The following is a 26180-nucleotide window of genomic DNA, read 5'->3' as shown; positions in this document are numbered from 1 at the left end:
GAGCAGAGCACGGTGCGTGAGCGACGGGGAGGTCGGCATGGGTGACGGACGCGACGGACGTGACGGACGGCTGCGGCACGTCGACGCGGCGGAGCGGCGGGCCCGGCTGGCCCTGCGGCACCGCCTGGCGGTGGGCGAGCGGGCGGCGAGTCCGGAGGAGGTCGCCGCGGCCCTGGTCGCGCTGCACGGCACCGACCCGGCGACCGTGTACCTGGCGGTGGCCGCGCGGCTCGCCGACGCCGCGAAGGCGGTGCCGGAGACGGAGCGGGCGCTGTACGAGGACCGCACGCTCGTCCGCATGCACGGCATGCGCCACACGGTGTTCGTGTTCCCCACGGAGCTGACCGCCGTCGTCCACGCCTCGACCGGCCTCACCGTGGCCGCCCGTGAGCGTGCCTCCCTCGTCAAGGCCATGGCCAAGGCGGGCGCCCCCGACGCGGCCTGGCTCGCGGAGGTCGAGGAGTCCACGCTGGCCGCGCTGGCCCGGCGCGGCCAGGCGACGGCGGCGGAGCTGACGGCGGACGAGCCGCGTCTGCGCGAGCAGTTCGTGTACGCGGCGGGCAAGAGCTACGAGGGCGTCCACACGGTCTCCTCTCGCCTCCTGCGCGTCCTCGGCGTCGAGGGCAAGGTGGTCCGGGGCCGCCCCCTCGGCTCCTGGACCTCCAGCCAGTTCCGCTGGGCCCCGGCACCCGAACACCCCGAGCTCGAGCCGGCCCGGGCCCAGGCGGACCTCCTCCGGCGCTGGCTGCACGCCTGCGGCCCGGCCACGGAGGCGGACCTGAAGTGGTGGACGGGCTGGCGCGTCACGGAGGTCCGCCGCGCCCTGTCGGCGATCGGCGCACGCGAGGTCTCCGTGGACGAGGGCACCGCCTACGTCACCGCCGAGGACACGGACCCGGTGGCCTCCCCCACCGATCCCTGGGCCGCCCTCCTCCCCTCTCTCGACCCGACGGCCATGGCCTGGCAGCAGCGCGACTGGTACCTCTCCCCCGACCTGCGCCCCCACCTCTACGACCGCAGCGGCAACGTGGGCCCGACGGTCTGGTGGAACGGCCGGGTGATCGGCGGCTGGGCCCAGCGCGCGGACGGGGAGATCGTCTGGCGCATCCCGGAGGAGGGCGTCCGCCGGGAGGCCGAGGCGGCGGTGGCGGCGGAGGCCGAGCGGCTGCGGGGCTGGATGGGGACGACGAGAGTGACGCCCCGCTTCCGGACGCCGCTGGAGCGGGAGTTGACGGCGTAGGACGCCGAGGCGCGGAGACATGCGCGAAGACGGTGCGCGGAGACGATGCGGTGCCGGGTGCCCCGCACCGACGCGGGGCACCCGGCACCACGGCTCACCGCGAGTAGCGCATCAGCGCCCGCACCATGTGGCAGGTCGTGTCGGACGGCGGGTGCACTCCGATCCGCTCGGCCGTGCTGCGGATCGTCTCGTCGCGGGCCTGGTTCGGCAGGTAGACGCCGGAGTCGAGCAGGGCTATGGCGAGGCGCATGGCCTTCAGCCGCCGGTTGTGCGTGACGTACCACTCGCGCGGCCGTCCGGCCGGCAGCCGGTGCTTCATCAGCGGCGCGTAGGGCGAGTCGAGCGGGACGGAACGCTTGGCGGTGGACTGGGTCGGCGACGGCTTGGTCTTCAGGGCGGCAGCGGGCACGGGCATCCTCCTGTCGCGGTCAGGGCATCCTCCGGAAGCTCCGGCGATTCCCTCGAACACTGCTCCCAGTCTACCGCCGGGCACTGACAATCAGGCAGCCTGAGAAGACCCTCAAATGCCCATCTGAGCTGGGAAATTGTCGTCACGTCACATCAGCATCGGGAGGCACGCACGGAGTCCCTGAAATTCGAACAGAACCACGTCGACGCACGGTTCGCCGGCCGTGGCTCCGGTCAGCCGAGCAGGCGCAGGGCGGCGTCACGCAACTCGTCGTCCGGGTTCGGGATCGCCGGCGGCCAGGTGGTCGCCAGGAGGCGCCGCGGGGAGTAGGCCCAGTGGCGCAGGGCCGGCCGGAGGTCCTCGGGGGCGGTGCCGGTCTCGGCGAGTGCCTGGAGGGCGTTCAGTCCCACCGGGGAGGGGCCGGCGATCTCGGCGAGGATCGGCACGGCGCGCTCGGGGTCCCGGGTGATGCGCCAGTGTGCCGCGGCGGCGGACATGGTGGTCCAGGCGCTCCCGGCGCCGCGGCTCAGCTCCTCGACGAGGGGCAGCAGCGGTGTCCCCGCGCCGGCCAGCCGCCCCGCCTCGGCCAGATGCCACGGCAGGTCCCGGCCGGCCCCGAGCAGCCGCTCCAACAGGCCGAGCGCCGGGCGCGCGTCGCCGCTCAGGCGGGCACGGGCCACGGCGGCGGTCACGGCCAGGTACACGTCGGTGCCGTCGGAGGCCCGGGCCAGCAGGTCGAGCAGTTCGGCGTCGTGGACGCCCCAGGTGCCGAAGTACCGGGCGAGCAGCGGGACACCGCGGGTCCGCAGCTGCTCCTTGAGTTCGGGCAGGAGGTGGGTCACGGCCCCCGGGGTGAGGGTGGCGAGCAGTTCGTCGAGGTGCTGCGGGCTGGGGTCGCGCAGGGCCCGGCGCTGGTGGTCCAGGTCGCCGGTGCGGGCCGCCAGCACGGTCAGCGCGGCCGGGGTGGGCGTGGCGGTGACGGTGAGAACGCGGGCGTCCCCGGCGCGGCCGAGGGCGAGTTGGGCCGCGGCGGCCACGCGTCGCTCCTCGGAGCCGGTGTGGGCGAGGAGCGTGGTGAGCAGGGTGCTGTCGGGCCGGCGGACGTGGGAGATCCAGCGGGCGACGCCCTCCAGGCACAGGGCGAGCCGCTGCGGATCACGCTGGTGCGGCAGGGCTTCGGTGAGCAGGGCGACGGCGTCGACCTCACGGCTGCGCCACGTGCAGGCGATCTGGTCGGCCTGGAAGGAGCCGCGCCCGCCGAGGTCGCCCTCCGCGATCCAGTGCCGGGCGACGGTGACCGCGGTGCCGGGGTCGGCGTCGAGGACTTCCCTGACGCGGCGCTCGGAGGTGCCGAGGGCGGGGAAGGGGAAGTCGTCCTCGCCGGGATCGGGGTCGGCCCCGGCCTCGGCCAGTATGCGAACCATCGCGGGCGCGTAGGGAGGGCCTGAGCGCTCCGCGGCCAGCAGCGCGGCCACGTACCGCAGGGCGGGCATCCCGCTGTCGAGTGCGGCCCGCTCCCGGGCCTCGACGGCCGCCCGGTCGGCGTCGAGCAGGGCGAGGGCGGTCAGCGCGTCCGCGCGCACCTCCACGACCGGGTCGTCCTCGTACCGGCGGATCAGGTGCTCGACCACCGCCGGTCTCGCCGCCTCGTCCGCGGCGGTCGTGAGCCGGACGGCGGCACGGCGCACGGCCCGGGCGGGATCGTCCAGGAACGGCAGCAGGTCGGGCAGGACCGCCGCGACCCGTGCGCTCACCGCCCGCTCGACGGCGCTGGGCGACGCGCCGCGGTCCGTCATGTCGGCCAGCATCATCAGCAGCCAGTCGCGCTTGGCCCGGACGTGGGCGGCGGCGTGCGCGAGGAAGGGGACGGCCTCGATCGTGGCCGGGTAGACCGAGCCCTGGTGCAGGACACAGCTGAACAGCTCGCTCAGGGCTTCGTCGACCTGCTCGGGGTCGGCGGAGTACAGCGCGCGGATCAGGTCCGGGACGTCCTCCGCGCTGCCGTACGCGTGCGTCAGCGCGGCCCAGTCGACGGTGTCCAGTTCCTCGGGTGGTCTCATGAGCGCCGACCCTAATCACGGCCACTGACAGGTCCGCCGGCACGTCCGCCCGGACGCTACCGTGGGCCCCATGGAAATCTGGATCAATCCGGCCTGCTCCAAGTGCCGCAGCGCGATCAGCCTCCTGGACGCCGAAGGGGCCGAGTACACCGTCCGCCGCTACCTGGAGGACGTGCCGAGCGAGGACGAGATCAGGGCCGTACTCGACCGGCTCGGGCTGGAGCCGTGGGACATCACCCGGACCCAGGAGGCGGCCGCCAAGGAGCTGGGGCTCAAGGACTGGGCCCGGGACGCGAGTGCGCGGGACCGGTGGATCACGGCGCTCGCCGAGCACCCCAAGCTCATCCAGCGGCCGATCATCACGGCCGACGACGGAACGGCGCTGGTGGCCCGCACCGACGACGCCGTACAGGAGGCGCTGGCCAGGAGGAAGAGCTGAGCAGGGCTCAACTCCGCTGTGACGCAGGTTACTTCGGCGAACTCCCGTGACCGCTGAGTAACCTCGTTCGGCATCTCGTACATAGCGACGTACGCTCCCCTACCTCTTCAGGAGGCGCGCATGTCGCGCAGGAGAACTCTCAGCACGAAGAAGAAGCTCGCGGTGTTCGTCAGTGCCGCGGCAGTTGCGGGCGGCGGGGCCTTCGCGCTGGCGTCCACCTCGAACGCGGCGCCGCCCGCGAACAACGCCAAGACGCTGTCCGCCGCGAACTCGACCGTCTGCCAGGGACTGGCCACGGCCCACGGCAACAACGACAAGTTCATCGCGGACCAGAAGGCGAACCCGGACGCCCAGTCGGCGGCCCGGATCGCCAACCGCGAGGCGGTCATCAAGCAGATCGAGGTCCAGCAGAAGGCTGCCGGATGCACCGTTGGGGAGTCGGCTCAGGGCTCCCAGTCGGCGCAGGGCGGCCAGCAGGGCAACGGGAACCAGCAGGGCAACGCCAACGGTCAGGGCAACGCCAACGGTCAGGCCAACGCCGGCCAGCAGGGCAACGCGCAGCAGGGCGGTCAGCAGGCCGGCGCCGCGGGGAACGACAACGGCGGCGGTGCCGCCGCGGCCTCCGGCCAGCAGGTCTGCAAGGGCTCCACCGTCACGCTCTCCGGCGAGGGCGGCGCCCCGGCCGCGTCCAGCAACCAGTTCCCGGCCGGTACGACGCTGAAGGTCACCAACCTGGACAACAACAAGTCCACGACGGTGAAGGTCACCTCCGTCTCCGGCAGCTGTGTGCTGCTGAACAACGCGGCCTTCGAACAGGTCCGGGAGCCGGGCAAGTTCCTCATCCGCCGCGCCGTGATCGAGAAGGTGGGGTGAGGCTCAGCCGGCTGACAGGAAACCGGTGAGCCGGCGGGTCAGGTCGTCCGGTGCCGCCTGTGGCAGCGCGTGGTGCGAGACGTCCGCGAGGACGCCGGTCTCCACGCGCGGCAGCATCGCGGCGGCCCGCGCCGCCACCGTGGTGGGGTCATGGGTCCTGCTGTTCGCGGCCACGAGCAGCAGGACCGGCACGTCCAGGGCGCGCAGCGCGTCCGGGGCCGGGCGCGGGCTCGTCACCGGCCGTACGGCCGGGAAGCCGGCGGCCGCCTCCTGGAGGCGCAGCCAGTCCGGATCCAGGGGGACTCCCCCGGTCTCCCACTCCAGGAAGGCGCGGGCCCGGTGGGGCGCGGGCCGCAGCAGCATCGGCAGGGCGTGACAGAGGTACGCCGCCTTGAACCCGGCGAAGCACTGGGTCGGGTCCAGGAGGAACAGGCGGCGCACCCGCGCGGGTGAGCGCAGGGCGTGGTGCAGGGCCGTCCAGGCGCCGTACGAGTGCCCGCCCACGTCGGCCGACGTGACGCCCAGGCCGTCCAGCAGGGCGTCCAGCCAGGCAGCCAGGTCGGCGACCGTGCGGGGGTGGCGGTCGTCGGCCGTGGCGCTCAGACCGGGGGCGCCGATCAGGTCGGGGGCGTAGACCCGGCGGGTCCGGGCGAGGTCCGCCGCCTGGGCGTACCAGGACACGGAGGTCGCTCCGCCGCCGCCCGGCAGCAGGAGCAGCGGGGGCGCCTCGTGCGGGCCGCAGGCGTTGACGCGGGTCGCGCCGAAGGGCGTGGAGACCGTCAGCGCCTCGCGGTCCGCGGGCCATTTCGCCAGCACCTTGTCGTATGCGACCCGGAAGGCGTCGGCGTCGTACGCGCTCGTCCGTGGCACGGATGCACCCCCTATTATCTCGTTGAGCAAGATACTTGCCGAACGAGACGATACGCCCCGGAGGATGCGCATGCCCACCCCGTCCGAGATGGAGACCGTCCATCTGCTGCGCGCCGCCGTCGTCGAACTCGGCCTGCACAGCGCCCGGTTCGCGAGCCGCAACGGTATGCACCCGACCGACGTGCGCGCCCTGATCGCGCTGATGGACGCCCGGCGCGCGGGCGAGGAGACGACCGCCGGGCGGCTCGGGGCGGAGCTGGGGCTCAACTCGGCGGGGACGACGGCACTCGTCGACCGGCTGGAACGGGCCGGACATGTGCGGCGGGTACGCGGGCAGCGGGACCGGCGGCGGGTCGTGATCGAGGTGGAGGACCGCGCGGTCGAACTGGGCCAGGCGTTCTTCGGGCCGCTCATCCAGCGCTCGGTCGAACTGCTGCGCGGATACGACGAGGGGCAGCGGGCAGCGATCCGAGACTTCCTCGACGGCGTCCGGCAAGCGGCGGCCGAGGGCCGGGACTGAGCGCCACGGCGAGCCGGAACCGGGCCCCGCGGCACGGCCCAGCGGCCCCTTTACCCCGCCCCATCCCATCTCACAACGTGATCCGCGGCACAGAATGCCCAGGTAACACGGGGTTCACATACGGGCAACGGACGGGAAATCGCCTGTTGACAGGCTGCCGGGCAGATCGACGCGGCGCCCTGGTGCCGCAGCGCCGCAGCACACACGTTGCAGCACCCGCAGCACCCGCACCGAGTGCGCCCGACCACCCCCGAAGGATGTGGCCCCCGTGACCTTCAAGGCTGAGTACATCTGGATCGACGGCACCCAGCCGACGGCCAAGCTTCGTTCCAAGACGAAGATCATCACGGGTGCTCCGGCCGGTCTCGAGTCGCTCCCGATCTGGGGCTTCGACGGCTCCTCCACCAACCAGGCCGAGGGCCACTCCTCGGACCGCGTGCTCAAGCCGGTCTTCACCTGCCCGGACCCGATCCGCGGCGGCGACGACATCCTGGTGCTGTGCGAGGTCCTCGACATCGACATGACCCCGCACGCGTCCAACACGCGTGCCGCGCTGGCCGAGGTCGCCGAGCGGTTCGCCGCGCAGGAGCCGATCTTCGGCATCGAGCAGGAGTACACCTTCTTCGACGGCGCCCGCCCGCTCGGCTTCCCCGAGGGCGGCTTCCCGGCCCCGCAGGGCGGCTACTACTGCGGTGTCGGCGCCGACGAGATCTTCGGCCGCGAGATCGTCGAGGCCCACCTGGAGAACTGCCTGAAGGCGGGTCTGGGCATCTCCGGCATCAACGCCGAGGTCATGCCGGGCCAGTGGGAGTTCCAGGTCGGCCCGCTCTCCCCGCTGGAAGTCTCCGACCAGCTGTGGGTGGCCCGTTGGCTGCTGTACCGCACCGCCGAGGACTTCGGCGTCTCCGCGACCCTCGACCCCAAGCCGGTCAAGGGCGACTGGAACGGCGCGGGCGCGCACACCAACTTCTCCACCAAGGCGATGCGCGAGGGCTACGACGCCATCATCACCGCCTGCGAGTCCCTCGGTGAGGGCTCCAAGCCGCTGGACCACGTCAAGAACTACGGCGCCGGCATCGACGACCGCCTGACCGGTCTGCACGAGACCGCCCCGTGGGACAAGTACTCCTACGGCGTCTCCGACCGCGGCGCCTCGGTCCGTATCCCGTGGCAGGTCGAGAAGGACGGCAAGGGCTACATCGAGGACCGCCGCCCGAACGCCAACGTCGACCCGTACGTGGTGACCCGCCTCCTGGTGGACACCTGCTGCTCCGCCCTGGAGAAGGCCGGCCAGGTCTGATCCGGGCCTGAACCAGGCCTGATCCACGCCTGATCCCCAAGCACGCCAGGGGCGTTCACCGTGACGGTGGGCGCCCCTTCGCTGTGTCACGGGAGTGTCCGACCAGTGAAAGGAGGGTCCGCTCCCGCCCCTCCGTCTGCTTCAATGGGGGCATGGCCAGCTTCCAGAAGTACACAGCGACGGGTCGCCATGACCTCGAGCCGTTCTGGCCTTCCCGTCAGCACCACGACTTCGACCGGCTGTGTTGCCGCGCGACGAGCGCGCGGGCCCTCTGAAGCCGTACACCCCGGTCTTCGGCCGCCGCGCACCGACGTACGTCCTCCGACGGACCTTCGCGCGAAAGAGCTGACCTCTCATGGCGACCTCCCGTTCCCTTTCCGGTACTTCCACCCTCACCGCCCCGACCCCGGCGAACGCCGCCCGGCACCGACTGCGGGCCGTCGACCGGGACGAGGTGGTCGACGTGGCCGACTTCCTGCCGCCGGGCGCCACCTGGCTGCCCGCGCCGCAGCACACCCTGCCCACCCTCCCCGGCCGGCCGCCGATGGTCGGCTACCTGGTGCTGGTCCCGGCCGACCAGCAGCCCCCGTTCCTGCCGGTCGCGGTCCCGGACCGGCCGGAGACCGAGGAGACCGCGGAGACCGGCGCCGCCGAACCGCTGGTGCGGATCGACTCCACGCGGCGCACCGCCCGCGTCGACGGCCGCGAACTCGACCTCACCTACCTGGAGTTCGAACTGCTCGCCCACCTGGTCGCGCACCCCCACCGGGTGCACACCCGCGACCAGCTGGTCACCACCGTGTGGGGCTACGGCCACGTCGGCGACGGCCGCACCGTGGACGTCCACATCGCCCGGCTGCGCCGCAAGCTGGGCGCCGAGCACCGCCAGGCGATCCAGACCGTGCGCCGGGTCGGTTACAAGTACACCCCGCCGACCGGGCGTTGATCGTCTGCTGAGAGCAGAGTCCCGTTCCGTTCCACGGCCCCGGCGGGCAGAGTCACCCGTATGAGACTTCTGATGCTGGGTGGTACGGAGTTCGCCGGGCGGGCCGTCGTGGAGGCGGCCCTCGGGCGGGGCTGGGACGTCACCGTCCTCAACCGGGGACGGCACGAACCCCTGCCGGGGACGACGGCGTTGCGTGGCGACCGCACCGCGCCCGACGGGCTCGCCGCCCTGGCCGGGGGCGAGTGGGACGTCGTCGTCGACACCTGGTCGCGGGCGCCGCGCGCGGTGCGGGACGCGGCGCGGCTGCTGCGGGACCGCGCCGAACGGTATGTGTACGTGTCGACCTGCTCGGTGTACGCGTGGGCCCCGCCCGCCGGGTACACCGAGGACGCGCCGCTGGTCGAGGGCGCCGCGGCCGACGCGGAGCAGACCGAGTACCCGCAGGACAAGCGGGGCGGCGAGCTGGCCGTGCTGGACGCCTTCGGCGCGGACCGCTCGCTGCTCGTGCGGGCGGGGCTGATCCTCGGGCCGTACGAGAACATCGGCCGGCTGCCCTGGTGGCTGACCCGGATCGCCCGGGGCGGACCCGTGCTGGCGCCCGGCCCGCGGGACCTGCCCCTGCAGTACGTCGACGTCCGCGACCTCGCCGATTGGATCCTCGACGCGGCCGGGGCGGGGCTGAGCGGGCCGTACAACCTGCTGAGCCCGCAGGGGCACGCCACGATGGGCGAGCTGCTCGACGCGTGCGTGAGCGCGACCGGCGCGGACGCCGAGCTGCGCTGGACCGACCCGGACGCCGTACTCGCCGCGGGCATCGAGCCGTGGACCCAGCTGCCCGTGTGGGTGCCGCCGGGGACCGACATGCACGACGCCCTGCACGCCGCGGACGTCTCGCGGGCCGTCGGGGCGGGCCTGCGCTGCCGGCCCGTGACCGAGACCGTGGCCGACACCTGGGCCTGGCTGAAGTCGATCGGCGGCACCGCGCCACAGCGCCCGGACCGTCCGCCGGTGGGGCTGGACCCGACGGTGGAGGCGAAGGTGCTGGCGGACGCCGACGGTGTACCTGGCACCACCCCCTGACGTGGGCCTTCGCCCCGTGACCGGGGCCGTCGGGTCCGCGAGACTTGTGGCATGAACACCGACACGAAGAGCAGCGGGGTCCGTGCGCGGACCCGGGAGACAGCACTGGCCGCCGTTCAGGGACTGACACTTGCGGTGGCCGTGCTGCCCATGTCCGTGCTGTTCCTCGTCCTGACTCTGGTCTCCGTCGCGCTCGTCCCGGTCGGCGTCGGCCTCGTCACGACTCCGGCGATCCTGACCGGGGTGCGCGCCCTCGCGGACAAGCGCCGGGAGCTCGCGGCGGAGTGGTGCGGGGTGCGGATCCCGTCCGCCTACGAGCCCGTCCCGGCCGGCGCGAACCCCTGGACGCGCACCTTCACCCTGCTGCGCGACCCGCAGGTGCGGCGGGACGTGCTGTGGCTGCCGGTGGACATGACGGCCGGGTTCGTCACGGCGCTGCTCCCGGCCGTGCTCTTCCTGTATCCCTTCGAGGGGTTCGCGGTGGCGGCCGGGCTGTGGCGGGTGCTCGACGACGGCCAGACCTACTGGTACGGCTTCGTGCCGGTCACCGACCAGCCGACCGCGCTCGGCGCCGCCGCCACCGCGGCCGTCCTGCTGGTCGCCGCCTACCGCCTCACGCCGCGCCTGCTGAAGGCCCACTTCACGCTCACCCGGGCCGTGCTCGACACCGGCCGGGGCGAACTCGTCGAGCGGGTACGCGTGTTGACCGAGACCCGGCGCGACGCCGTCGACACCTCCGCCGCCGAGCTGCGCCGCATCGAACGGGACCTGCACGACGGGGCGCAGGCCCGGCTGGTCGCGATGGGCATGGACCTCGGCACGATCGAGATGCTGCTCGACAAGGACCCCGCGCAGGCGAAGCAGCTGCTGTCCCAGGCCCGCCGGAACTCCGTCGAGGCCCTGGAGGAGCTGCGCGACCTGGTCCGGGGCATCCATCCGCCGGTGCTGGCCGAGCGCGGACTCGGCGACGCCGTAAAGGCGTTGGCGCTACGGCTGCCCCTGCCGAGTGAGGTGACCGTGGACCTGACCGGCCGGGCGGACGCGCCGGTCGAGTCGGCCGCCTACTTCGCGGTCAGCGAGGTGCTCACCAACGCCGTCAAGCACTCCGGCGCCGACCGGGTCTGGGTGGACCTGGACCACACCGACGGGATGCTGCGGATCACGGTCACCGACAACGGCAGGGGCGGCGCCACGGTCGGCGCGGGCTCGGGGCTCGCCGGGGTCGAGCGGCGACTGGGTACATTCGACGGCGTCCTGGCCGTCAGCAGCCCCGCGGGCGGTCCCACCCTGGTGACCATGGAGATCCCGTGCGCGTTGTCCTAGCCGAAGACCTCTTCCTGCTGCGCGACGGCCTGGTCCGGATGCTGGAGGCCTACGGCTTCGAGATCGCGGCGGCCGTCGAGTCCGGCCCCGAACTCACCCGGGCGCTGGCCGAGTTGGAGCCGGACGTCGCCGTGGTCGACGTGCGCCTCCCGCCCACGCACACCGACGAGGGCCTGCAGTGCGCGCTGCACGCCCGCCGGGAGCGGCCCGGGCTGCCGGTGCTGGTCCTCTCTCAGCACGTCGAGCAGCTGTACGCGCGCGAGCTGCTTGCCGACGGCACCGGCGGCGTCGGCTATCTGCTGAAGGACCGGGTCTTCGACGCCGAGCAGTTCGTGGACGCCGTACGACGGGTCGCGGCGGGCGGTACGGCGATGGACCCGCAGGTCATCCAGCAGCTGCTGTCCCGCAGGGCGGCCGCGGACCGCCCCCTCGGCAACCTCACCCCGCGCGAGCTGGAGGTGCTGGAGCTGATGGCACAGGGCCGCTCGAACGCGGCGATCGCGGCACAACTGGTGGTGACGGAACGGGCCATCGCAAAGCACACCTCCAACATCTTCACCAAACTGGGCCTGGAGGTCTCGGACGACGACAACCGCCGCGTCCTGGCGGTCCTGGCCTACCTGGACCGCGACCGCTGAACCGTCATGCCGAACCGTAATCCGGAACACGTTAACTTCCGCTGCTCACAGGCCATTTGACGCCCTGGGCACCGTGATCCTCCGACGAAATCTGTGGGACGGCTGAACACCACTGAGGCGGCGTCCGTATGGAAGGACGCCGCTTCACTCCTGTCGGGCGCCTCGATGCTGCCCCGCAAGGAAGTCAGAGGAGTTCCATGGGACGCAACACACGAAAACGCCGTACGCCGCTGGCCACCAAGGCCATTGCCGCATCGGCGGCCCTAGCGCTCGGTGGGGGCGGGCTGATCTGGGCCAACTTCTATGCCTCGGCCCACGAGTCCAACAACCAGTCGTGGGGAGGCAACCAGACCAAGGCCGCGACGGCGCAGGTCGCGACGATCTCCTGCCCGGACGTCGGGCAGAAGCTGACGAACGTGCCGGCCCAGGCCCGTACCGAGGTGGCCGGGGAGCTGGCGAACCTCGACCGGCAGATCACCGACGCCTACCAGCGGCTGGCGACCACGCGGGACGCGCAGGCCAGGGACGCGAGCTTCGTGCAGAACTCCATCCTGCAGCCGCTCAAGGACCGGCGGCAGGCGATCCTCGACCGGATCAAGCTGGAGATCACCCGCGTCGGCGGCACCGCGCCGGCCGATCTGAACACCCTCGCCACCTGTACCGGCAGCCCCGCCAACCAGACCAACGCCGGCGGCCAGACCGGCACGGGCGACCAGCAGAACAACACCGGTGGTCAGCAGCAGACCGGCGGGCAGCAGCAGACGGGTGGCCAGCAGCAGGGCGGCCAGCAGCAAGGCGGCCAGCAGCAGGGTGGCGGGCAGCAGCAGGGCGGGCAGGCCGGCAACGGTCCGGTCGCGGCCGACTTCGTGGACATCACCAAGGTCCAGCCGAACGTGCCGGCCAAGCCGGCCAGGAACGGCAACGCGTCGACCGGTACGTTCACCACGCGCTGCGGCGTGAACGCCAACAAGAACCACAACACCGACAACGTGATCGTGGCGCCCGGCGTGGCCAACGGCGCGCACCACCTGCACGACTACGTCGGCAACCAGAAGGTCAACGCGTTCTCCAGCAACCAGACGTTCCTGCAGGGCGGCACCAGCTGCCAGAACCGGAACGACCTGTCGTCGTACTACTGGCCCGTGGTCCGCGTCCAGGACGGCACGCAGGACTTCGACCAGAACAAGGACGGCGGCGGCAAGGAGGGCAACGTCGGCAAGATCCTGACGCCGGTGCGGGCCCAGATCAAGTACGTGGGCAGCCCGACCAGCAAGGTCGTGGCGATGCCGCAGTTCCTGCGGATCATCACCGGTGACGCCAAGACCACCACCAACGGTCTGGCCAACGCCAACGCGCACTGGAGCTGCACCGGCTTCGAGAACAAGGTGCAGCTGACCACGCAGTACCCGATCTGCCCGCAGGGCAGCCAGGTGGTGCGCACGTTCGCCTTCCAGAGCTGCTGGGACGGGCAGAACATCGACAGCGCCAACCACCGCACGCACGTGGCCTTCGCGGACGCCAACGGCAACTGCCAGAACGGCTTCAAGGCGATCCCGCAGCTCACGATGCGACTGGTGTACAACATCACCCCGCCGACCATCCAGAACGGCCAGGTGAAGAACGCCTACGCGGTGGACGGGTTCCCGGAGCAGCTGCACAAGCCGGCCACCGACCACGACGACTTCATCAGCGTCACGACCGGCGGCCTGGCGAACAAGATCGCCAACTGCATCAACACCGGACAGCGCTGCGCGTAGTCACCCCCCGGGAAAGCGGGCGGTGGGAATCTCCCACCGCCCGCTTTTCGTGTGCCCGAGCCAGGTCAGCCGCCGTGGGCGTGGGCGTGGTGGTTGGCGCCGACCTCGACGTCGCCGCCGAGGGTGGTGCGCAGTGCCTTGACGACGCCGTCGTCGCCGACGGCCACCCACTTGCGGCCGACGAGGTAGTAACCGCCGTAGTCCTTGGCGTCGTTGATCCACTCGCGCTGGCCGCGGTCGGTGGCGAAGGTGGCGAGGACGAACCTGCCGTCGCCGTTGCGGCACAGGGCCTGGCGGATCTCGTCGGCGTCGGTCTGCATGTTCGGCTTGCACTTCACCTCGGCGGCCAGGCTCTCCAGGCTGCCGGTGGCGGTGGGCGGCACCGCCTCGGTGTCGCCGCCCGCTCCGCAGCCCGCCAGCGTGAGTGCCGCCGCGCCGGCGAGCAGCGCCCTTGTCAACCTCATCCGTTCCTCCGGTCCTGGTGGGCCAAGCATGCCGCAGTCCTTTCGGATACGGCTCCGGGGCGGGCTGTGCTCAAATCCGATGCCGGGGTGGGCACGTGTGTGCGAGGGTGTGCCGGTGAACCGAGACTGGGAAGATCGTGTGGCCGCCGCCTGGGCCACCTTCGACGAGTACCCCGAGGAGCGGGCGGCCGAGTTCCGCGCCCTGATCGACACGCTCGTCGCCGAGCTCCCGGACGGCAGCCCGCTGGGCCCGTTCGAGCAGGCCTGCGCCTGGGACTCCACCGGGCACTCGGACAAGGCGGCGCCGCTGTACCGGGAGGCGCTGGCGCGCGGCCTGGACGGCTACAAGGGGCGCCGGGCCAAGATCCAGCTGTCGTCCTCACTGCGGAACATCGGGCAGGCGGAGGAGGGCGTCAAGCTGCTCACCCCCGAACTGGACGCACCATCCGACGAGTTGGACGACGCGGTACGGGCGTGTCTCGCCCTGTGTCTGTCGAGCCTGGGCCGCGACCGCGAGGGGCTGTCCCTCGTACTCGGCGCTCTGGCCCCTCATCTGCCCCGCTACCAGCGGTCGATGGCCAACTACGCGCGGGCGCTGGTCGATCCGGAGGCGTGAGTCATCCGCTTGGCGGTGACCAATCAACGGCTCGCTCGTTTTCCCGAACGTGCAGTCACAGGATGTAGCCCAGCGTCACACACGTGCCTCCGCCGGGGCCGATGGCCCGGTCGTCGACGTCGAGCAGGCCGAGGCCGCGCTCGTCGAGCACTACCCACGGCTGGTCCGGCTCGCCTACCTGGTGCTGCCACCGGGCCTGGGCCGGGGGCGCCGGGTGCTGACCGCACACGCCCTGGTCCAGCGCGCCCTGCCCCGGGGCCGCAAGCAGACGCCGCTGATCCCGGCGCAGGCCACCGGCCGGGACGGCGACCCCGGGTACGGCTTCGTCCGCCTGAGGGTGCTGCGTACGGCCCTGGAGGCGGCCCGCCCGCGCAAGGGCCTGCCCACGCGCGCGCAGCTGCCGGCGCCGCTGCCCCGGGTGTGGGGCCTGCGGCTGTTCCCGCGCTCCGGCGGCGCCGACGAACTCGCCCTGGACCAGCGGCTGTCCGCGCTGTCCGGTGCCGCCCGCGCCGCGTACGTGCTGCGCGGTCTGGAGGGGCTGACCGACCCCGACGTGCGCAAGGTCCTCAAGGCGGCCGGGGTCACCCGACCCGAGAAGGCGCTGGCCGAGGCGAACAGCGTGCCCGAGCAGTACACGCTGCTGGCCTCGTCCGAGTTCGACGCCTGCTCGCTCCAGGCCCGCCCCACCGACCTGATGCGCCGCCGCCAGCACAGCAAGGCGGCGCTCGCCGCGGCCGCCGCGCTCGCGGTGTGCGGTGCGCTGGTCGCGATGCCGGGCGGGGGCTGGGGCCCGGACGGCGCCGCGGCGCCGGTCTACGCGGAGAACCCGGCCGCCGAGGCCGCCCTGGACCCCGGCAAGCTCGTCCGGGTCGCCCCCACCGCCTGGGAGTCCTCGGCGCGCACCGACTTCTCCGTGTGGCCCGCGCGCGGCCCGCTCACCGGGGACAAGGAGCTGCTGCGCCGCGCCCTAGCCGTCTGGGCCCGCCCGGGCGGGACGGTGCGCGTCTCGGCGACCCCCGGCACCCAGACCGGGGGCCCGGCGGGCCCGCCCCAGCTGCTGTACGCGGGCGAGGTCGACAACGCGCGCGTGGTGATCCTCTACGACGGCCTGCGCATCGCCCGCTACGCCGAGCCGGCGGACGGCACCGAGGGCGCGGCGCTCGACTTCGCCCGTGTCGACGGGGCGAGCGGCGCGGAGGCGAGCGCGCTGGTGCTCGGCCGGTCCGACGGCAACGTCCGCTATCTGACGGCGCCCTGGGTGAAGAAGGCCGCCGAGCGGGATCTGATGAAGCCGGACGCGACGCCGACCGCGCTCGCCCTGACCGACGGCGTGACCGCGTCGATGGACAGCCCGGCGCTGCGCTCCGGCGGCTGCACCTCCTGGGACGTGCTCCAGCTGACCGGCGCCGACGGCACCCGGCTCGCCACCGACCTCGGCGAGCTGGTGCCCGCCCATCTCACCGCCGGGCGGCCGGGCCGGACCGGTGAGGCGTCCGGTGCGGAGGGGCTGCGGGACTGGGCGCCGTTCGCCTGCTCGCTGGCCGTGGCGCGCTCCGCCGGGGTGCGCAGCGTGAACGCGTGGGCGTACGCGCAGCAGCCGCTGCCGGACGCGAGCGGCAGCGGGGAGTGGGTGTGCACGCGCGCCGAGACGTGGCGCGGCGACGGCACGGCCGCGCTGGCGCAGTTCCGGACGCCGGGCGGGCCGGTGGGGGCGGTCGTGGCCAAGGCGACGGACGTGCCGGCGTGCGGTCCGCGCGACCCGCATGTGCTGGCCGGGGTGCTGTGGAAGTCGAAGGCCGGGAACTGGTACCTGCTGGCCGCGGGCAGCAAGGAGACGTCGTCGATCCGGTCGACGGGTGGGGTCACGGCGTCCGGGCAGGGGCCGTTGCTGGCGGCTCGCGCCGAGCAGGGGGCCCGGGCCGACCTCGAGGGGACGCTCGCGGACGGGCGGCGGATCAGCGGGTTGCGATAGGCACGGCGTCGGCGTCATCGGTGTCGTCGGCGCCGGCATCGGCGGTGTCGGCACCGGCGACCGCTTGGTGACACTGATGTAAACAAGGCCGTCCGCAGGGGTTCTCAGACAGCCTACCCATCAGTACATTGACGCCATGTCTAACACGCAGGCCCGGCCGGTGGAGTCCGAGCGCATCCCGCTCAAGGCCCGCAACGTGTCCTTCTCGTGGGAGGACACGCCGCTGCACTGGGTGCCCGGCGATCCGTTCACCACGCACACCATCAACGTGCTGCACCTGCTGCTGCCCGCCGGCGAGCGGTGGTTCGTGCATGTGTACAAGCAGGTGCTGCCGCTCATCCGGGACGACCGGCTCCGCGAGGACGTGCTCGGCTTCATCGGGCAGGAGGCGATGCACTCCCAGGCCCACGACGAGGTGCTGCCGCACCTGCGCGAGCGGGGCCTCGACCCGACGCCGTACACCGCACAGGTCGACTGGTTCTTCGAGAAGCTGCTCGGCGACCGCACGCTGCCCCCGGGGAAGGCGCGTCGCTGGTGGCTGCTGGAGCGGGTCGCGCTGATCGCGGCCATCGAGCACTACACCGCCTTCCTCGGCGACTGGGTGCTCAACGCGGCCGAGCTGGACCGGCGCGGCGCCGACCCGACCATGCTGGACCTGCTGCGCTGGCACGGCGCCGAGGAGGTCGAGCACCGCTCGGTCGCCTTCGACCTCTTCCTGCACGTCGACGGCAGCTACCGGCGCCGGGTGCGCACCTGGGCGCTGGCCTTCTCGGCGCTGGTGTTCCTGTGGCAGCGCGGGGCCCGCTTCTTCATGGAGAACGACCCGAGCCTGGTGGACGGCAAGGCCTCGTTCACGGAGTTCTACCGCAGCGGCCGCCGGGGCACCCTGCCCTCGACCGGCGCCATGCTCAGGTCCATCCCCCGCTATCTGAACCACGCCTATCACCCCTCCCAGGAGGGCTCCACCGCCCAGGCGGTCGCCTACCTGGCCTCCTCCCCCGCCGCGCTCGCCGCGGAGAAGGCGGTGCGGTGATGCCGAAGCTGCGTACCGTCGCGCTCGTCGCGGGCGCCGCCCTGCTGACCCGGCGGGCCCTGCGGCGCCGCATCCAGGCGTCGCCGCTGTGGCCGATGCCCGCGCTGGAGGAGCCGACCTCGGGCCGGCCTCGCTCACGGGCGCTGAGGCTGCTGGTGACCTCGCACGAGACGGCGGCCGACGGGGTCGCGCAACTCCGGCTCGAGGGCTCGGAGTTGCCCCGCTGGGAGCCCGGTGCGCATCTCGACGTCGTGCTGCCGTCGGGGCTCGTGCGGCAGTACTCGCTGTGCGGCGACCCGGAGGACACCTCGTCGTACACCGTCGCGATCCGGCTCGTCGAGGACGGGCGGGGCGGCTCGCGTGAGGCGCACGAGCAGGTGACGGAGGGCATGGAGCTGGAGGTGCGCGGGCCCCGGAACCGCTTCCCGCTGGTCGAGGCGCCGTCGTACGTCTTCGTCGCGGGCGGTATCGGCATCACCCCGCTGCTGCCGATGCTGCGGGCGCTTCCCGAAGGCACGGACTGGCGGCTGCTGTACGCCGGTCGGACGCGGGCGTCGATGCCGTTCCTGGAGGAGGTCGAGAAGCTGGGCGGGGACCGGGTGACCGTGGTGGAGGGGCGGCCCGATCTCGACGCGCTGCGGGTGCCGGAGGGAGCCGTCGTCTACTGCTGCGGGCCGGAGGGGCTCATGTCAGCCGTCGAGGAACGCTTCCCGGAGGTCCGCCTCGAACGGTTCGCACCGCGCACCTCCGCCGACGGCAACCACGAGTTCGAGGTCGAACTGCGCCGCAGCGGACGGACCTTGACGGTCCCGGCCGGCTCCACCGTGCTGGCCGCCGTGCGCCGGGAACTGCCCGACACCGCCTACTCCTGCGCGCAGGGCTTCTGCGGGACCTGCCAACAGCGGGTGCTGGAGGGCGAGGTGGATCACCGGGACGAGCTGCTGACGGATGCGGAACGGCACGAGTCGATGCTGATCTGCGTATCGCGGGCCCGGAGCGATCGCTTGGTGCTCGACATGTGAACACGGGGGGCCGAATCCGGTCGGTAAGGTGTTCGCATGAGTACCGGGGTTCGCCGCAGGATGGGCGTCGAGGAGCGGCGGCAGCAGCTGATCGGCGTCGCCCTCGACCTGTTCAGCCGACGTTCGCCCGACGAGGTCTCCATCGACGAGATAGCGTCGGCGGCGGGCATCTCGCGCCCGCTGGTCTACCACTACTTCCCCGGCAAACTCAGCCTGTACGAGGCCGCGTTGAAGCGTGCCTCGCAGGATCTGGCGGCCCGGTTCGCGGAGCCGCACGAGGGCCCGCTGGGCGCCAGGCTGCTGCGGGTGATGCGCCGCTACTTCGACTTCGTGGACGAGCACGGGCCCGGTTTCTCCGCGCTGATGCGCGGCGGCCCGGCGGTCTCCGCGGACGGGGTCGGCGCGAAGGACCACGTCTCGGCGACCAACGCCCTCATCGACTCCGTACGACAGGCCGCCTACGAGCAGATCCTCTCGCACCTGGGCGTCACCGCCGCGCCCCCGCGCCTCGAGCTGGTCGTCCGCTCCTGGATCTCGCTCGCCGAGTCGACGGCGCTGATCTGGCTGGACGGCCGGCGCATCCCGCGCGGCGAGCTCGAACTCCAGCTCGTGCACGACTTCGCCGCGCTGGCGGCGGTCAGCGCCGCCTACGACGAGGAGATGGCCGCCCTGCTGCGCACCATGGTCAAGGACGAGCCGGCCGACGGCCCCTTCGCGGAGCTCGTCGGCCGGCTGCTGTCCCTGGCGCCCTGAGGGCCCGCCGGATCCGCTACCGGTCGAACTTCCGGTACGACGGATCCAGCTCGCGGACCTCGGCGGAGGCGTGCAGGGTGACCCCGTCCTCCGCCGCCACATGCGTGCGGAGCAGCTCCAGCACGGCCTCCGTCAGCCTCGCCTCGGTCTCCTCGCTGCGTCCGGCGAGCAGACCGATGGTCACGTGGACGATGGCGGGCTGCCGGTCCATCGGCTCGTATCCGTAGGCGGAGAGCCCGTCCCGGAACAGCGTCTTGCAGGCCTCCGGCTTGGCCGCCGCGATCTCGACGACCGTTTCGTGCAGGGCCCGGGCGAAGCCGTCCATGTCGAAGGCGTCCGAGTCCTCCAGCACGGCGGTGTAGTCGACGGTGATCTGCGGCATGGGCACTCCTGTTCTACGACGACGGACCGACCCTACTTCGCCGCCCGGGTGAACACCGCCACGGTCCGCGCCGGGACGGTGAAGGTGCCCGAGCCGGCCGCGTAGGAGGAGGTCTTCACCACCTCGTCCGCGCCGGCCGCCTGCACCGGGTGCAGCGTGTACGGCGTCCCGGCGAGGGTGCCGACGTGCTGCTCCTGCGCCTGCGGGGTGGCGTTGAAGACGACGACGAGGTCACCGAGCTTCATGGTGATCACGCCGGGCGTCTCGTCCTTGCCGGACAGCGGGAAGGACAGCTGGTCCTGCACCTGCGTGGCCGTGCCGAGGGAGAACGCGTGCTCGGTCGTACGGATCCTCAGCAGGTCCTGGTAGGCGGCCGAGGCGCCGGTGATCTGCGGGCAGCCGACCTTGACCGTGCCGAGCAGCGGCTTGGCGTAGGTCCACTTGGACTGGTTGTCGGCGGCCGGGGGCAGCCCGCGGCCGAAGCCGTTGCCGTCGGCGCAGTTCCAGTGGATGGCGTTGAACCAGTCGCCGCTGTCGAAGGAGTTGCGGTCCAGCGACTTCGAGCGGAGCAGGTCGGTGCCCGCCTGGGAGAGGGCCGGGCCCTGCGAGAGGGCGGCCGTGGCCATCGCCAGGACCTGCATGCGGGCCCGGTCGGACGCGGAGGTGTCCTTCGGGAGCTTGTAGGTCAGGGCGTCGAACAGCGACTCGTTGTCGTGCGCGTCCACGTAGGCGAGGGCGTCGCCGGGCGCGTCCGCGTAGCCGGCCGGGGCGCCGTTGTAGTCGACCTCGGAGCCGCCCACCTCCTTGCCGTCGGTGTCGGTGAACCGGTACTTCGCGAGGTTGCCGCTCAGGCCGACCTTGATCAGGTCCTGGTAGTGCAGCAGCCGGGCCTTCTGCTCGGCCGACGTGCCGTTCGCCGCCGATCCGTTGGGGTCGGTGTACAGCCCCGACGCGAAGCCCTGGATGCCGGGGTCCGAGTCGAAGGGGCCGCCGCCGCGCACGGCGTCACGGGCGCGGTCGGAGAAGGTGGCGATGCCGGTTCCGGCCATGTTCGCCTGCGTGGCCTGCACGAACCGGGCGTCGTTGGCGACCTCCCCGAAGTTCCAGCCCTCGCCGTACAGGATGATCTTCTTGCCGTCGACGCCGTCCTTGTCGAGGGTCAGCGCGTCGAGGGCCTTCCTGACCGCGAGGATGTTGGCCTTCGGGTGGTGGCCCATGAGGTCGAAGCGGAAGCCGTCGACCTTGTACTCCTTGGCCCAGGTGACGATCGAGTCCACGACCAGCTTGCCCATCATGGCGTTCTCGGGCGCGGTGTTGGCGCAGCAGGTGCTGTTGGCCACGCTGCCGTCGGCGAGGAGCCGCTGGTAGTAGCCGGGCACGACCTTGTCGAGGACGGAGGTGTCGGCCTGGCCGCCGGCCGCCGTGTGGTTGTAGACGACGTCCATCACGACCCGGAGGCCGTCCTGGTTGAGCGCCTTGACCATCTGGCGGAACTGGACGGTACGGGCGGTGCCGTCGGGGTCGGTGGCGTACGAGCCCTCGGGGACCGTGTAGTGGTACGGGTCGTAGCCCCAGTTGTAGGCGTCCTTCGCGGCGATCTTCGCCACGCACTCCTGCTGCTTGTCGGAGTCGGCCGCGTACGAGGCCAGGTCGCAGTCGGTGGTGGCCTGGTCGGCCTTCTTCTCGGGGATGGTGGCGATGTCGAAGGCCGGCAGCAGGTGCACGTACGAGGTGCCCGACTTCGCCAGCTCACGCAGGTGCTTCGAGCCGTCGCTGTCCTTGTCGGTGAAGGCCAGGTAGGTCCCCGGGTGCTTCGAGGTGGCGTCCCCGACGGAGAAGTCCCGGATGTGCAGCTCCTGGATCTGCGCGTCCTTCAGCGGTACGGCCTTGGGCTTGCGCAGGCCCGACCAGCCGCTCGGGGCGAGGGCCTTGTCGTTCAGGTCGACGACGAGGCTGCGCTCGGAGTTCGCGGTCAGGGCGACCGAGTAGGGGTCGGTCACCTTGTTGGTGACCATCTTGCGGACGCTGGGCGCCCAGACCTTCACGACGTACCGGTAGGGCTTGCCCTTCCAGGAGGCGGGGCCGGTGACGGACCACACGCCGGTCGTGCTGTCCCGATGCATCTTCACGGCCGTGCCGTCGAGGTCCAGGTGGACGGACTGGGCCGTCGGCGCCCACACGGACAGGGTCGGCCTGCCGTCGTGGAAGACCGGCCCGAGGGCGGCCTTCGTCGCGCCGGGGTACAGGTCGTCCAGGACCCCGGCGATCTGCACACCGGTCGCGGCCAGCACCGCGCCGTTCGCGGCACGCTGGGAGGCGACGAGCTGCCCGCCGAGGGCCGAGCGCACCCGGTCCCGGTCGCGCGGGTCGACGGCCCAGGCGGTGTAGTCCTTCAGGTGCGGGAACTTCGCCTTCTGGGCGTCGGTGAGCGTGGTCTTCGACAGGCGCAGCCAGCGCTCGTCGTCACTGGTCAGCGTGCCGCCCTTGGCGACGATGGAGCCGTCGTGGGAGGAGAGCAGCTGGGTGGAGGCGGCGCCGTCGGCGCCGTTCCAGGCGAGGGTGTTCCGGTCGATCCAGACCGCCTTGGAGGTGGTCAGGTCGACGGCGGCCGCGCTGCCCGCGGGCTGCGGCAGCAGGTACTTCTCCTGGCCGTTCAAGAGCCACACCTCGTGGCCGTTGGCCTTGAGGTCCAGGGACTGGTCGGTGGGCAGGTCCTTGTCGTCGCCCTTGTGGACGATGTAGCTGAGGCTGGTGGCACCCTCGGTGAGCGGCACCTCGAAGACCGCGCCATAGGCATCAGTCTTCACCGGCTTCAGCGGGTTCGACCAGTCGGTGGGGTTCGCGGCACCCGTCCAGACGTGCAGGCCCCAGCCGTCGTAGTTCCCGTCGGCCCGGTGGTAGTGGATGACCGCCTTGGTCGTGTCCTGCGCGGGATAGTCGGGCCGCTGGGTCAGGACGTCGGCCTTGCCCTGCTCGACCCAGATCTCACCCGTCCTGGTGACGTCGATGGACCGGTCGGCGGAGACGTCCTTGTTGCCGTCCTTGTCGATGACCAGGAAGCCGACGTTCGAGGCGCCCGGATTGAGCTTGACGTAGGCGAAGGCGCCGTAGGCGTCGCGGCCGGTGAAGGGGTGGCTGGCGGGCCAGTTCGTGGCCTCGCCGTCCGCGAGGTCGCCCCAGGCGTACAGGCCCCAGTTGTCGTAGTCGCCGTCGGCGCGCTTGTAGTGGACGATCGCGTAGTCCCGGGAGGAGGCCGTGGGGACCTCGGGCGCGGGCGGGGTGCCGGTGGTGCTGCTCGCCAGGGCGCTCGCGGTGTGCCCGGCCGAGTCGATCACGACGGCCTTGTAGCGCAGGGCGGTTCCGGACGGAACGTTCTTGCCGAGGGTCTGGGTGACCTTGTAGGGGGCGTGGTCGGCGGAGCCGAGCGTCTGCCACCGGCCGTTTCCGACCTGGGCGGCGAAGACGACCCGGTTGAGCTGTCCGCCGTCGACGTCGGCACCGATCTCGACGGTGCCGGTGGCTCCGGCGGCCGGGGCCTTCAGAGTGATCGTCGGCTTGGTGGCGGGCTTGGCGAGGGTGCCGGAGGCCTTGTAGACGACGGTGGTGCCGGCCGGGACGGTGACGGTGAGCTTGCGGTCGGCGTCGGTCTTCAGCGTGCCGTTCGTGCCGTAGATGCCCTGGTACGCCATGTCCGCCGAGCCGGTCGCGAAGGTCGCGGACTTCTCGGTGTCGGCGTTGTTGAGGGCGACGACGTACTCGGCGCCCGTCTTGGCGTCCGTACGGGTGAAGGCGTAGATCCCGGTGCCGTCGGCCGCGTACCGCTCGGTCTGGACTCCGTCGGTCAGGGCCGGGTTGGCCCTGCGGAGCTTGGCGAGGGCGGCGATGTCCTGGTAGAGCGGCGCGCCGGTGTCGTAGGCGTCGCTCGCGTGGGTGCGGTCGGTGCCGATCTCGTCGTCGTCGAGGTAGTCGGCGACCTTGGAGGCGAACATGGTCTGGCGGGCGTCCTTGTCGCCGCCGGAGCCGGTGAAGCCCTGCTCGTCGCCGTAGTAGACGACGGGGTTGCCGCGGCTGAGGAACATCACCTCGTTGGCGAGCCGGTCCTTGGCGAGCAGCTCGGCGTCGGTGGCCTTGGGGTTGTCCTGCTTGAGGAAGTACCCGACGCGGCCCATGTCGTGGTTGCCGAGGAAGGTGACCTGCTCGTACGCGTTGGCCTTGCCGGACGTGTACTTGTAGTCGTCGCCGAAGACGCCGGCGAGCTTCTTCGCGCTGCCGCCCTGGGAGGCGAACTGGCGTGCCGCGTCCTGGAAGGGGAAGTCGAGGGTGGCGTCCAGGCGGCCCTGGGTGACGTACGGGGAGGTGATGGAGGTGTCGCCGGAGTAGACCTCGCCGAACATGAAGAAGTTCTTACGGCCCTGTGCGGCCGCGTACCTGTCCAGCGCGGTGGCCCACTGGGTCCAGAACTCCATGTCGACGTGCTTGACCGTGTCGATCCGGAAGCCGTCGACGGCGAAGTCCCGCACCCACCGCTCGTAGATCTTCTCCATGCCCTGGACGACCTCGGGGCGCTCGGTCCACAGGTCGTCGAGGCCGGAGAAGTCACCGTGGTCCGAGGACTCGCCGGCGAACGTCGAGTCACCGCGGTTGTGGTACATCGTCGGGTCGTTGAGCCAGGCCGGGACCTTGCTGCGGCTGGTGACCTGCGGGGTGCGCGGGAAGGAGTCCGCGTCCACGGCCGGGAACTTCCGGCTGCCGTCGGCGTAGTCGGCGTCGTCGAAGGGACGTCCGTCCTTGGTCAGGTACGGGAAGGCGCCCTTGGAGAGGTAGTCGTACGCCTTCTCCTTGTAGTCGACGACGTCGGCGGTGTGGTTGGTGATGACGTCGAAGAAGACCTTCATGCCCTTGGCGTGCGCCGCGGAGATGAGGGTCTTGAGGTCCTTGTTGGTGCCGAAGTGCGGGTCGACCTGGGTGAAGTCGGTGATCCAGTAACCGTGGTAGCCGGCCGAGGCGTTGCTGCCCGTGCCCTGCACCGGGCGGTTCTTGAAGATGGGGGCCATCCAGATGGCGGTGGTGCCCAGGCCCTTGATGTAGTCGAGGCGCCGGGTCAGCCCCTTGAGGTCGCCGCCCTGGTAGAAGCCCTTGTCGGTGGGGTCGTAGCCGGTGGTCAGGCGGGATCCGGTCAGTCCGCCCTTGTCGTTGGACGTGTCCCCGTTGGCGAAACGGTCCGGCATGACGAAGTAGAACTGCTCGCGGGTGTCGTCGTGCCGGGCCGGCTGGGCGGCCAGTTGGGCGTCCGACGGGGGTGCGGGCGGGGTGGCGGCGTGGGCGGCCACTGGCTGGATCAGAGCGGCGGCGAGGGCGGCGGCGGTGACGGCCGCGGCCCTTCCGCGATGCGGCGTACGGCGCGTGCGGGGCGCCGGCCATCTGGGTATCACAGGCGGTAACTCCTAGCGATTACGGCTCTTTCGGGTCCGACCCCAACGCCACGGCGCGGCTCCGCTGCCGGGCGACCGCGCGACCGTACCGCCGCCGAAAGGTTTACAGCAAGAGACTTGAAACCAACGGTAAGAAATTTCACCGCCGATCGGACTCGGCCGTCGTCACCTGGCGGCAGTAAGACCATGCTCTCCAGGGCGGTTGACGACCGCACCTATTGACCGTTCAACCAGGGAGGCCGCGTTGCGGGATGCTCCGCGCAGGTGAAAAGTGGCTTGTGTACCGGACCTCGGCTCAGCAGTACGACGCACAGCCCGTCTGGATCCCTCATGGCCAGAACCATCCGGCGACACGTCCTCCGCACATCTGCCGTGACCGCAGTGCTTGCTCTGCCCGCCGTGCCCTTTCAGCCGACGGCTCTCCCATCGACGCCGAGCGCGCGCCGGGACGATCGGCGGGTGCACCGCACACCACGCGCTGATCGCCGTCTACCCGTACAACAGGGACTGGGACGCCATCGCCGAAAAGACGGGCGACGCGACCTGGCACAGCACGGCCATGCGCCGGTACTTCGAGCGGCTGGAGCGCTGCACCTACCGGCCACGGCCCAAGGAGCCGCCCGGCCAACCGCTGCCGGCCGCGTTGCTCCGCATCCTGCCCGGCGTGGCGGCCCGGTACCGCAACGACGCCCGGCACGGCTTCGACGGTTGGCTGCCCACCGCCCTCGCCGATCCCGAACTGGTCGTGCAGGACCCCCAGTTGCTGAAGGTCATCCTCTCCGCCGCGCAGGACACACTCCCCCTCTCCACGGCAGGCGGCCGCCGCAGTGCCGTACGGGAACGTGTCCAGGCGGTGCAGCGCGCTCATCCGGATCACCTGGTGGTCCGTACCCACGCGCTGGCCGGGTACGCGGGACGGACCGTCCGCGGATCGTCGACGCCTCCGTGTTCCCCCGCATTCCCGGATTCTTCGTCGCCGCCCCCATCTACATGATCAGCGAGAAGGCGAGCGACGTGATCCTCGCCGACACGGCCCGCGCCTGACCGCACC

The 26180-nt window shown here is 71.9% G+C and carries 22 protein-coding genes; 16 read left to right on the top strand and 6 right to left on the bottom strand.

The features are described from left to right. The first annotated feature begins 37 nt into the window (after positions 1-37). Positions 38-1240, top strand: coding sequence for a winged helix DNA-binding domain-containing protein (locus ABZ865_RS03415; RefSeq protein ID WP_361223037.1), 1203 nt, complete (start codon positions 38-40; stop codon positions 1238-1240). Positions 1241-1334: 94 nt separating this feature from the next. Here the strand turns inward: ABZ865_RS03415 and ABZ865_RS03410 are convergent, their stop codons facing one another. Further along, positions 1335-1649, bottom strand: a complete 315-nt coding sequence (locus tag ABZ865_RS03410) for a hypothetical protein (RefSeq protein WP_361223035.1) — start codon at positions 1647-1649, stop codon at positions 1335-1337. A 233-nt stretch (positions 1650-1882) separates the two neighbouring features. Beyond that, the gene (locus ABZ865_RS03405) at positions 1883-3709 is read right to left on the bottom strand and encodes a hypothetical protein (RefSeq protein WP_361223032.1); all 1827 of its coding nucleotides are present in this window, start codon (positions 3707-3709) and stop codon (positions 1883-1885) included. A 70-nt stretch (positions 3710-3779) separates the two neighbouring features. Here ABZ865_RS03405 and ABZ865_RS03400 point away from each other — a divergent pair, with 70 nt between their 5' ends. Beyond that, positions 3780-4148, top strand: coding sequence for an arsenate reductase family protein (locus ABZ865_RS03400; RefSeq protein ID WP_361223029.1), 369 nt, complete (start codon positions 3780-3782; stop codon positions 4146-4148). A gap of 120 nt (positions 4149-4268) precedes the next feature. Beyond that, positions 4269-5021: a hypothetical protein gene (locus ABZ865_RS03395; RefSeq protein WP_361223026.1), complete on the top strand. Its 753-nt coding sequence runs from the start codon at positions 4269-4271 to the stop codon at positions 5019-5021. Positions 5022-5024: 3 nt separating this feature from the next. Here ABZ865_RS03395 and ABZ865_RS03390 read toward each other — a convergent pair whose 3' ends face one another. Continuing rightward, positions 5025-5891 carry an alpha/beta fold hydrolase gene (locus tag ABZ865_RS03390; protein WP_361223023.1) on the bottom strand — a complete coding sequence of 289 codons (867 nt, stop codon included), beginning with the start codon at positions 5889-5891 and terminating at the stop codon, positions 5025-5027. 70 nt (positions 5892-5961) lie between these two features. Between ABZ865_RS03390 and ABZ865_RS03385 the strand changes: the two genes are divergently transcribed. The 7 genes from ABZ865_RS03385 to ABZ865_RS03355 all read left to right on the top strand — a co-directional run bounded on the left by ABZ865_RS03385 (position 5962) and on the right by ABZ865_RS03355 (position 13455). Further along, positions 5962-6411 (top strand): MarR family transcriptional regulator, encoded by a 450-nt coding sequence (locus ABZ865_RS03385; RefSeq protein WP_361223020.1) that lies wholly within the window; start codon positions 5962-5964, stop codon positions 6409-6411. A gap of 268 nt (positions 6412-6679) precedes the next feature. Further along, positions 6680-7711, top strand: coding sequence for a glutamine synthetase (gene glnII / locus ABZ865_RS03380; RefSeq protein WP_361223017.1), 1032 nt, complete (start codon positions 6680-6682; stop codon positions 7709-7711). 355 nt (positions 7712-8066) lie between these two features. After that, positions 8067-8657 carry a winged helix-turn-helix domain-containing protein gene (locus ABZ865_RS03375; protein ID WP_361223014.1) on the top strand — a complete coding sequence of 197 codons (591 nt, stop codon included), beginning with the start codon at positions 8067-8069 and terminating at the stop codon, positions 8655-8657. A gap of 60 nt (positions 8658-8717) precedes the next feature. Further along, on the top strand, positions 8718-9737 hold the full coding sequence (locus tag ABZ865_RS03370) for an SDR family oxidoreductase (protein ID WP_361223011.1): 1020 nt from the start codon (positions 8718-8720) through the stop codon (positions 9735-9737). Between the two features lie 51 nt (positions 9738-9788). Then, positions 9789-11060 carry a sensor histidine kinase gene (locus tag ABZ865_RS03365; RefSeq protein WP_361223008.1) on the top strand — a complete coding sequence of 424 codons (1272 nt, stop codon included), beginning with the start codon at positions 9789-9791 and terminating at the stop codon, positions 11058-11060. Continuing rightward, positions 11045-11698, top strand: a complete 654-nt coding sequence (locus ABZ865_RS03360) for a response regulator transcription factor (protein WP_361223005.1) — start codon at positions 11045-11047, stop codon at positions 11696-11698. The genes ABZ865_RS03365 and ABZ865_RS03360 overlap by 16 nt, the downstream gene beginning before the upstream one ends. Positions 11699-11895: 197 nt before the next feature. Next, entirely contained in the window at positions 11896-13455 is a 1560-nt protein-coding gene (locus ABZ865_RS03355) for a DUF1996 domain-containing protein (protein WP_361223003.1), read from the top strand. 65 nt (positions 13456-13520) lie between these two features. On the opposite strand, the gene ABZ865_RS03350 is transcribed toward ABZ865_RS03355, so the two are convergent. Beyond that, complete coding sequence (locus ABZ865_RS03350; protein ID WP_361223000.1) at positions 13521-13919, bottom strand: hypothetical protein; 399 nt, start codon at positions 13917-13919, stop codon at positions 13521-13523. A 79-nt stretch (positions 13920-13998) separates the two neighbouring features. Between ABZ865_RS03350 and ABZ865_RS03345 the strand changes: the two genes are divergently transcribed. The 5 genes from ABZ865_RS03345 to ABZ865_RS03325 all read left to right on the top strand — a co-directional run bounded on the left by ABZ865_RS03345 (position 13999) and on the right by ABZ865_RS03325 (position 19315). Beyond that, positions 13999-14535, top strand: a complete 537-nt coding sequence (locus ABZ865_RS03345) for a tetratricopeptide repeat protein (RefSeq protein WP_361222997.1) — start codon at positions 13999-14001, stop codon at positions 14533-14535. A 49-nt stretch (positions 14536-14584) separates the two neighbouring features. After that, positions 14585-16507 carry a hypothetical protein gene (locus ABZ865_RS03340; RefSeq protein WP_361222994.1) on the top strand — a complete coding sequence of 641 codons (1923 nt, stop codon included), beginning with the start codon at positions 14585-14587 and terminating at the stop codon, positions 16505-16507. Between the two features lie 136 nt (positions 16508-16643). Further along, positions 16644-17540, top strand: coding sequence for a metal-dependent hydrolase (locus ABZ865_RS03335; protein WP_361222991.1), 897 nt, complete (start codon positions 16644-16646; stop codon positions 17538-17540). Continuing rightward, complete coding sequence (locus ABZ865_RS03330) at positions 17540-18562, top strand: PDR/VanB family oxidoreductase (RefSeq protein WP_361222989.1); 1023 nt, start codon at positions 17540-17542, stop codon at positions 18560-18562. The genes ABZ865_RS03335 and ABZ865_RS03330 overlap by 1 nt, the downstream gene beginning before the upstream one ends. 60 nt (positions 18563-18622) lie before the next feature. After that, positions 18623-19315, top strand: a complete 693-nt coding sequence (locus ABZ865_RS03325) for a TetR/AcrR family transcriptional regulator (RefSeq protein WP_361224357.1) — start codon at positions 18623-18625, stop codon at positions 19313-19315. 16 nt (positions 19316-19331) lie between these two features. Here ABZ865_RS03325 and ABZ865_RS03320 read toward each other — a convergent pair whose 3' ends face one another. Further along, positions 19332-19697, bottom strand: a complete 366-nt coding sequence (locus ABZ865_RS03320) for an isomerase (protein ID WP_361222986.1) — start codon at positions 19695-19697, stop codon at positions 19332-19334. A 32-nt stretch (positions 19698-19729) separates the two neighbouring features. Beyond that, positions 19730-25129, bottom strand: a complete 5400-nt coding sequence (pulA, locus tag ABZ865_RS03315) for a pullulanase-type alpha-1,6-glucosidase (protein WP_361222983.1) — start codon at positions 25127-25129, stop codon at positions 19730-19732. A 330-nt stretch (positions 25130-25459) separates the two neighbouring features. On the opposite strand from pulA, the gene ABZ865_RS03310 reads away from it, so the two are divergent. Next, positions 25460-26173: a GMC oxidoreductase gene (locus ABZ865_RS03310; protein WP_361222981.1), complete on the top strand. Its 714-nt coding sequence runs from the start codon at positions 25460-25462 to the stop codon at positions 26171-26173. Positions 26174-26180: the final 7 nt, after the last annotated feature.

Origin of the sequence: Streptomyces sp. NPDC047085 (assembly GCF_040643735.1) — a bacterium.
GTDB lineage: Bacteria > Actinomycetota > Actinomycetes > Streptomycetales > Streptomycetaceae > Streptomyces.
Note: the sequence above shows the minus strand (reverse complement) of the source record. Positions and strands in the feature narration are given on the sequence as shown.

What these genes read in the sequence shown, in the direction of transcription:
- ABZ865_RS03415 (WP_361223037.1), top strand. Translation starts at nt 38, where the DNA reads ATGGGTGACGGACGCGACGGACGTGACGGACGGCTGCGGCACGTCGAC.
- ABZ865_RS03405 (WP_361223032.1), bottom strand. Translation starts at nt 3,709, where the DNA reads ATGAGACCACCCGAGGAACTGGACACCGTCGACTGGGCCGCGCTGACG.
- ABZ865_RS03400 (WP_361223029.1), top strand. Translation starts at nt 3,780, where the DNA reads ATGGAAATCTGGATCAATCCGGCCTGCTCCAAGTGCCGCAGCGCGATC.
- ABZ865_RS03395 (WP_361223026.1), top strand. Translation starts at nt 4,269, where the DNA reads ATGTCGCGCAGGAGAACTCTCAGCACGAAGAAGAAGCTCGCGGTGTTC.
- ABZ865_RS03385 (WP_361223020.1), top strand. Translation starts at nt 5,962, where the DNA reads ATGCCCACCCCGTCCGAGATGGAGACCGTCCATCTGCTGCGCGCCGCC.
- ABZ865_RS03375 (WP_361223014.1), top strand. Translation starts at nt 8,067, where the DNA reads ATGGCGACCTCCCGTTCCCTTTCCGGTACTTCCACCCTCACCGCCCCG.
- ABZ865_RS03370 (WP_361223011.1), top strand. Translation starts at nt 8,718, where the DNA reads ATGAGACTTCTGATGCTGGGTGGTACGGAGTTCGCCGGGCGGGCCGTC.
- ABZ865_RS03365 (WP_361223008.1), top strand. Translation starts at nt 9,789, where the DNA reads ATGAACACCGACACGAAGAGCAGCGGGGTCCGTGCGCGGACCCGGGAG.
- ABZ865_RS03355 (WP_361223003.1), top strand. Translation starts at nt 11,896, where the DNA reads ATGGGACGCAACACACGAAAACGCCGTACGCCGCTGGCCACCAAGGCC.
- ABZ865_RS03350 (WP_361223000.1), bottom strand. Translation starts at nt 13,919, where the DNA reads ATGAGGTTGACAAGGGCGCTGCTCGCCGGCGCGGCGGCACTCACGCTG.
- ABZ865_RS03345 (WP_361222997.1), top strand. Translation starts at nt 13,999, where the DNA reads ATGCCGGGGTGGGCACGTGTGTGCGAGGGTGTGCCGGTGAACCGAGAC.
- ABZ865_RS03335 (WP_361222991.1), top strand. Translation starts at nt 16,644, where the DNA reads ATGTCTAACACGCAGGCCCGGCCGGTGGAGTCCGAGCGCATCCCGCTC.
- ABZ865_RS03330 (WP_361222989.1), top strand. Translation starts at nt 17,540, where the DNA reads ATGCCGAAGCTGCGTACCGTCGCGCTCGTCGCGGGCGCCGCCCTGCTG.
- ABZ865_RS03325 (WP_361224357.1), top strand. Translation starts at nt 18,623, where the DNA reads ATGGGCGTCGAGGAGCGGCGGCAGCAGCTGATCGGCGTCGCCCTCGAC.
- ABZ865_RS03320 (WP_361222986.1), bottom strand. Translation starts at nt 19,697, where the DNA reads ATGCCGCAGATCACCGTCGACTACACCGCCGTGCTGGAGGACTCGGAC.
- ABZ865_RS03310 (WP_361222981.1), top strand. Translation starts at nt 25,460, where the DNA reads ATGGCCAGAACCATCCGGCGACACGTCCTCCGCACATCTGCCGTGACC.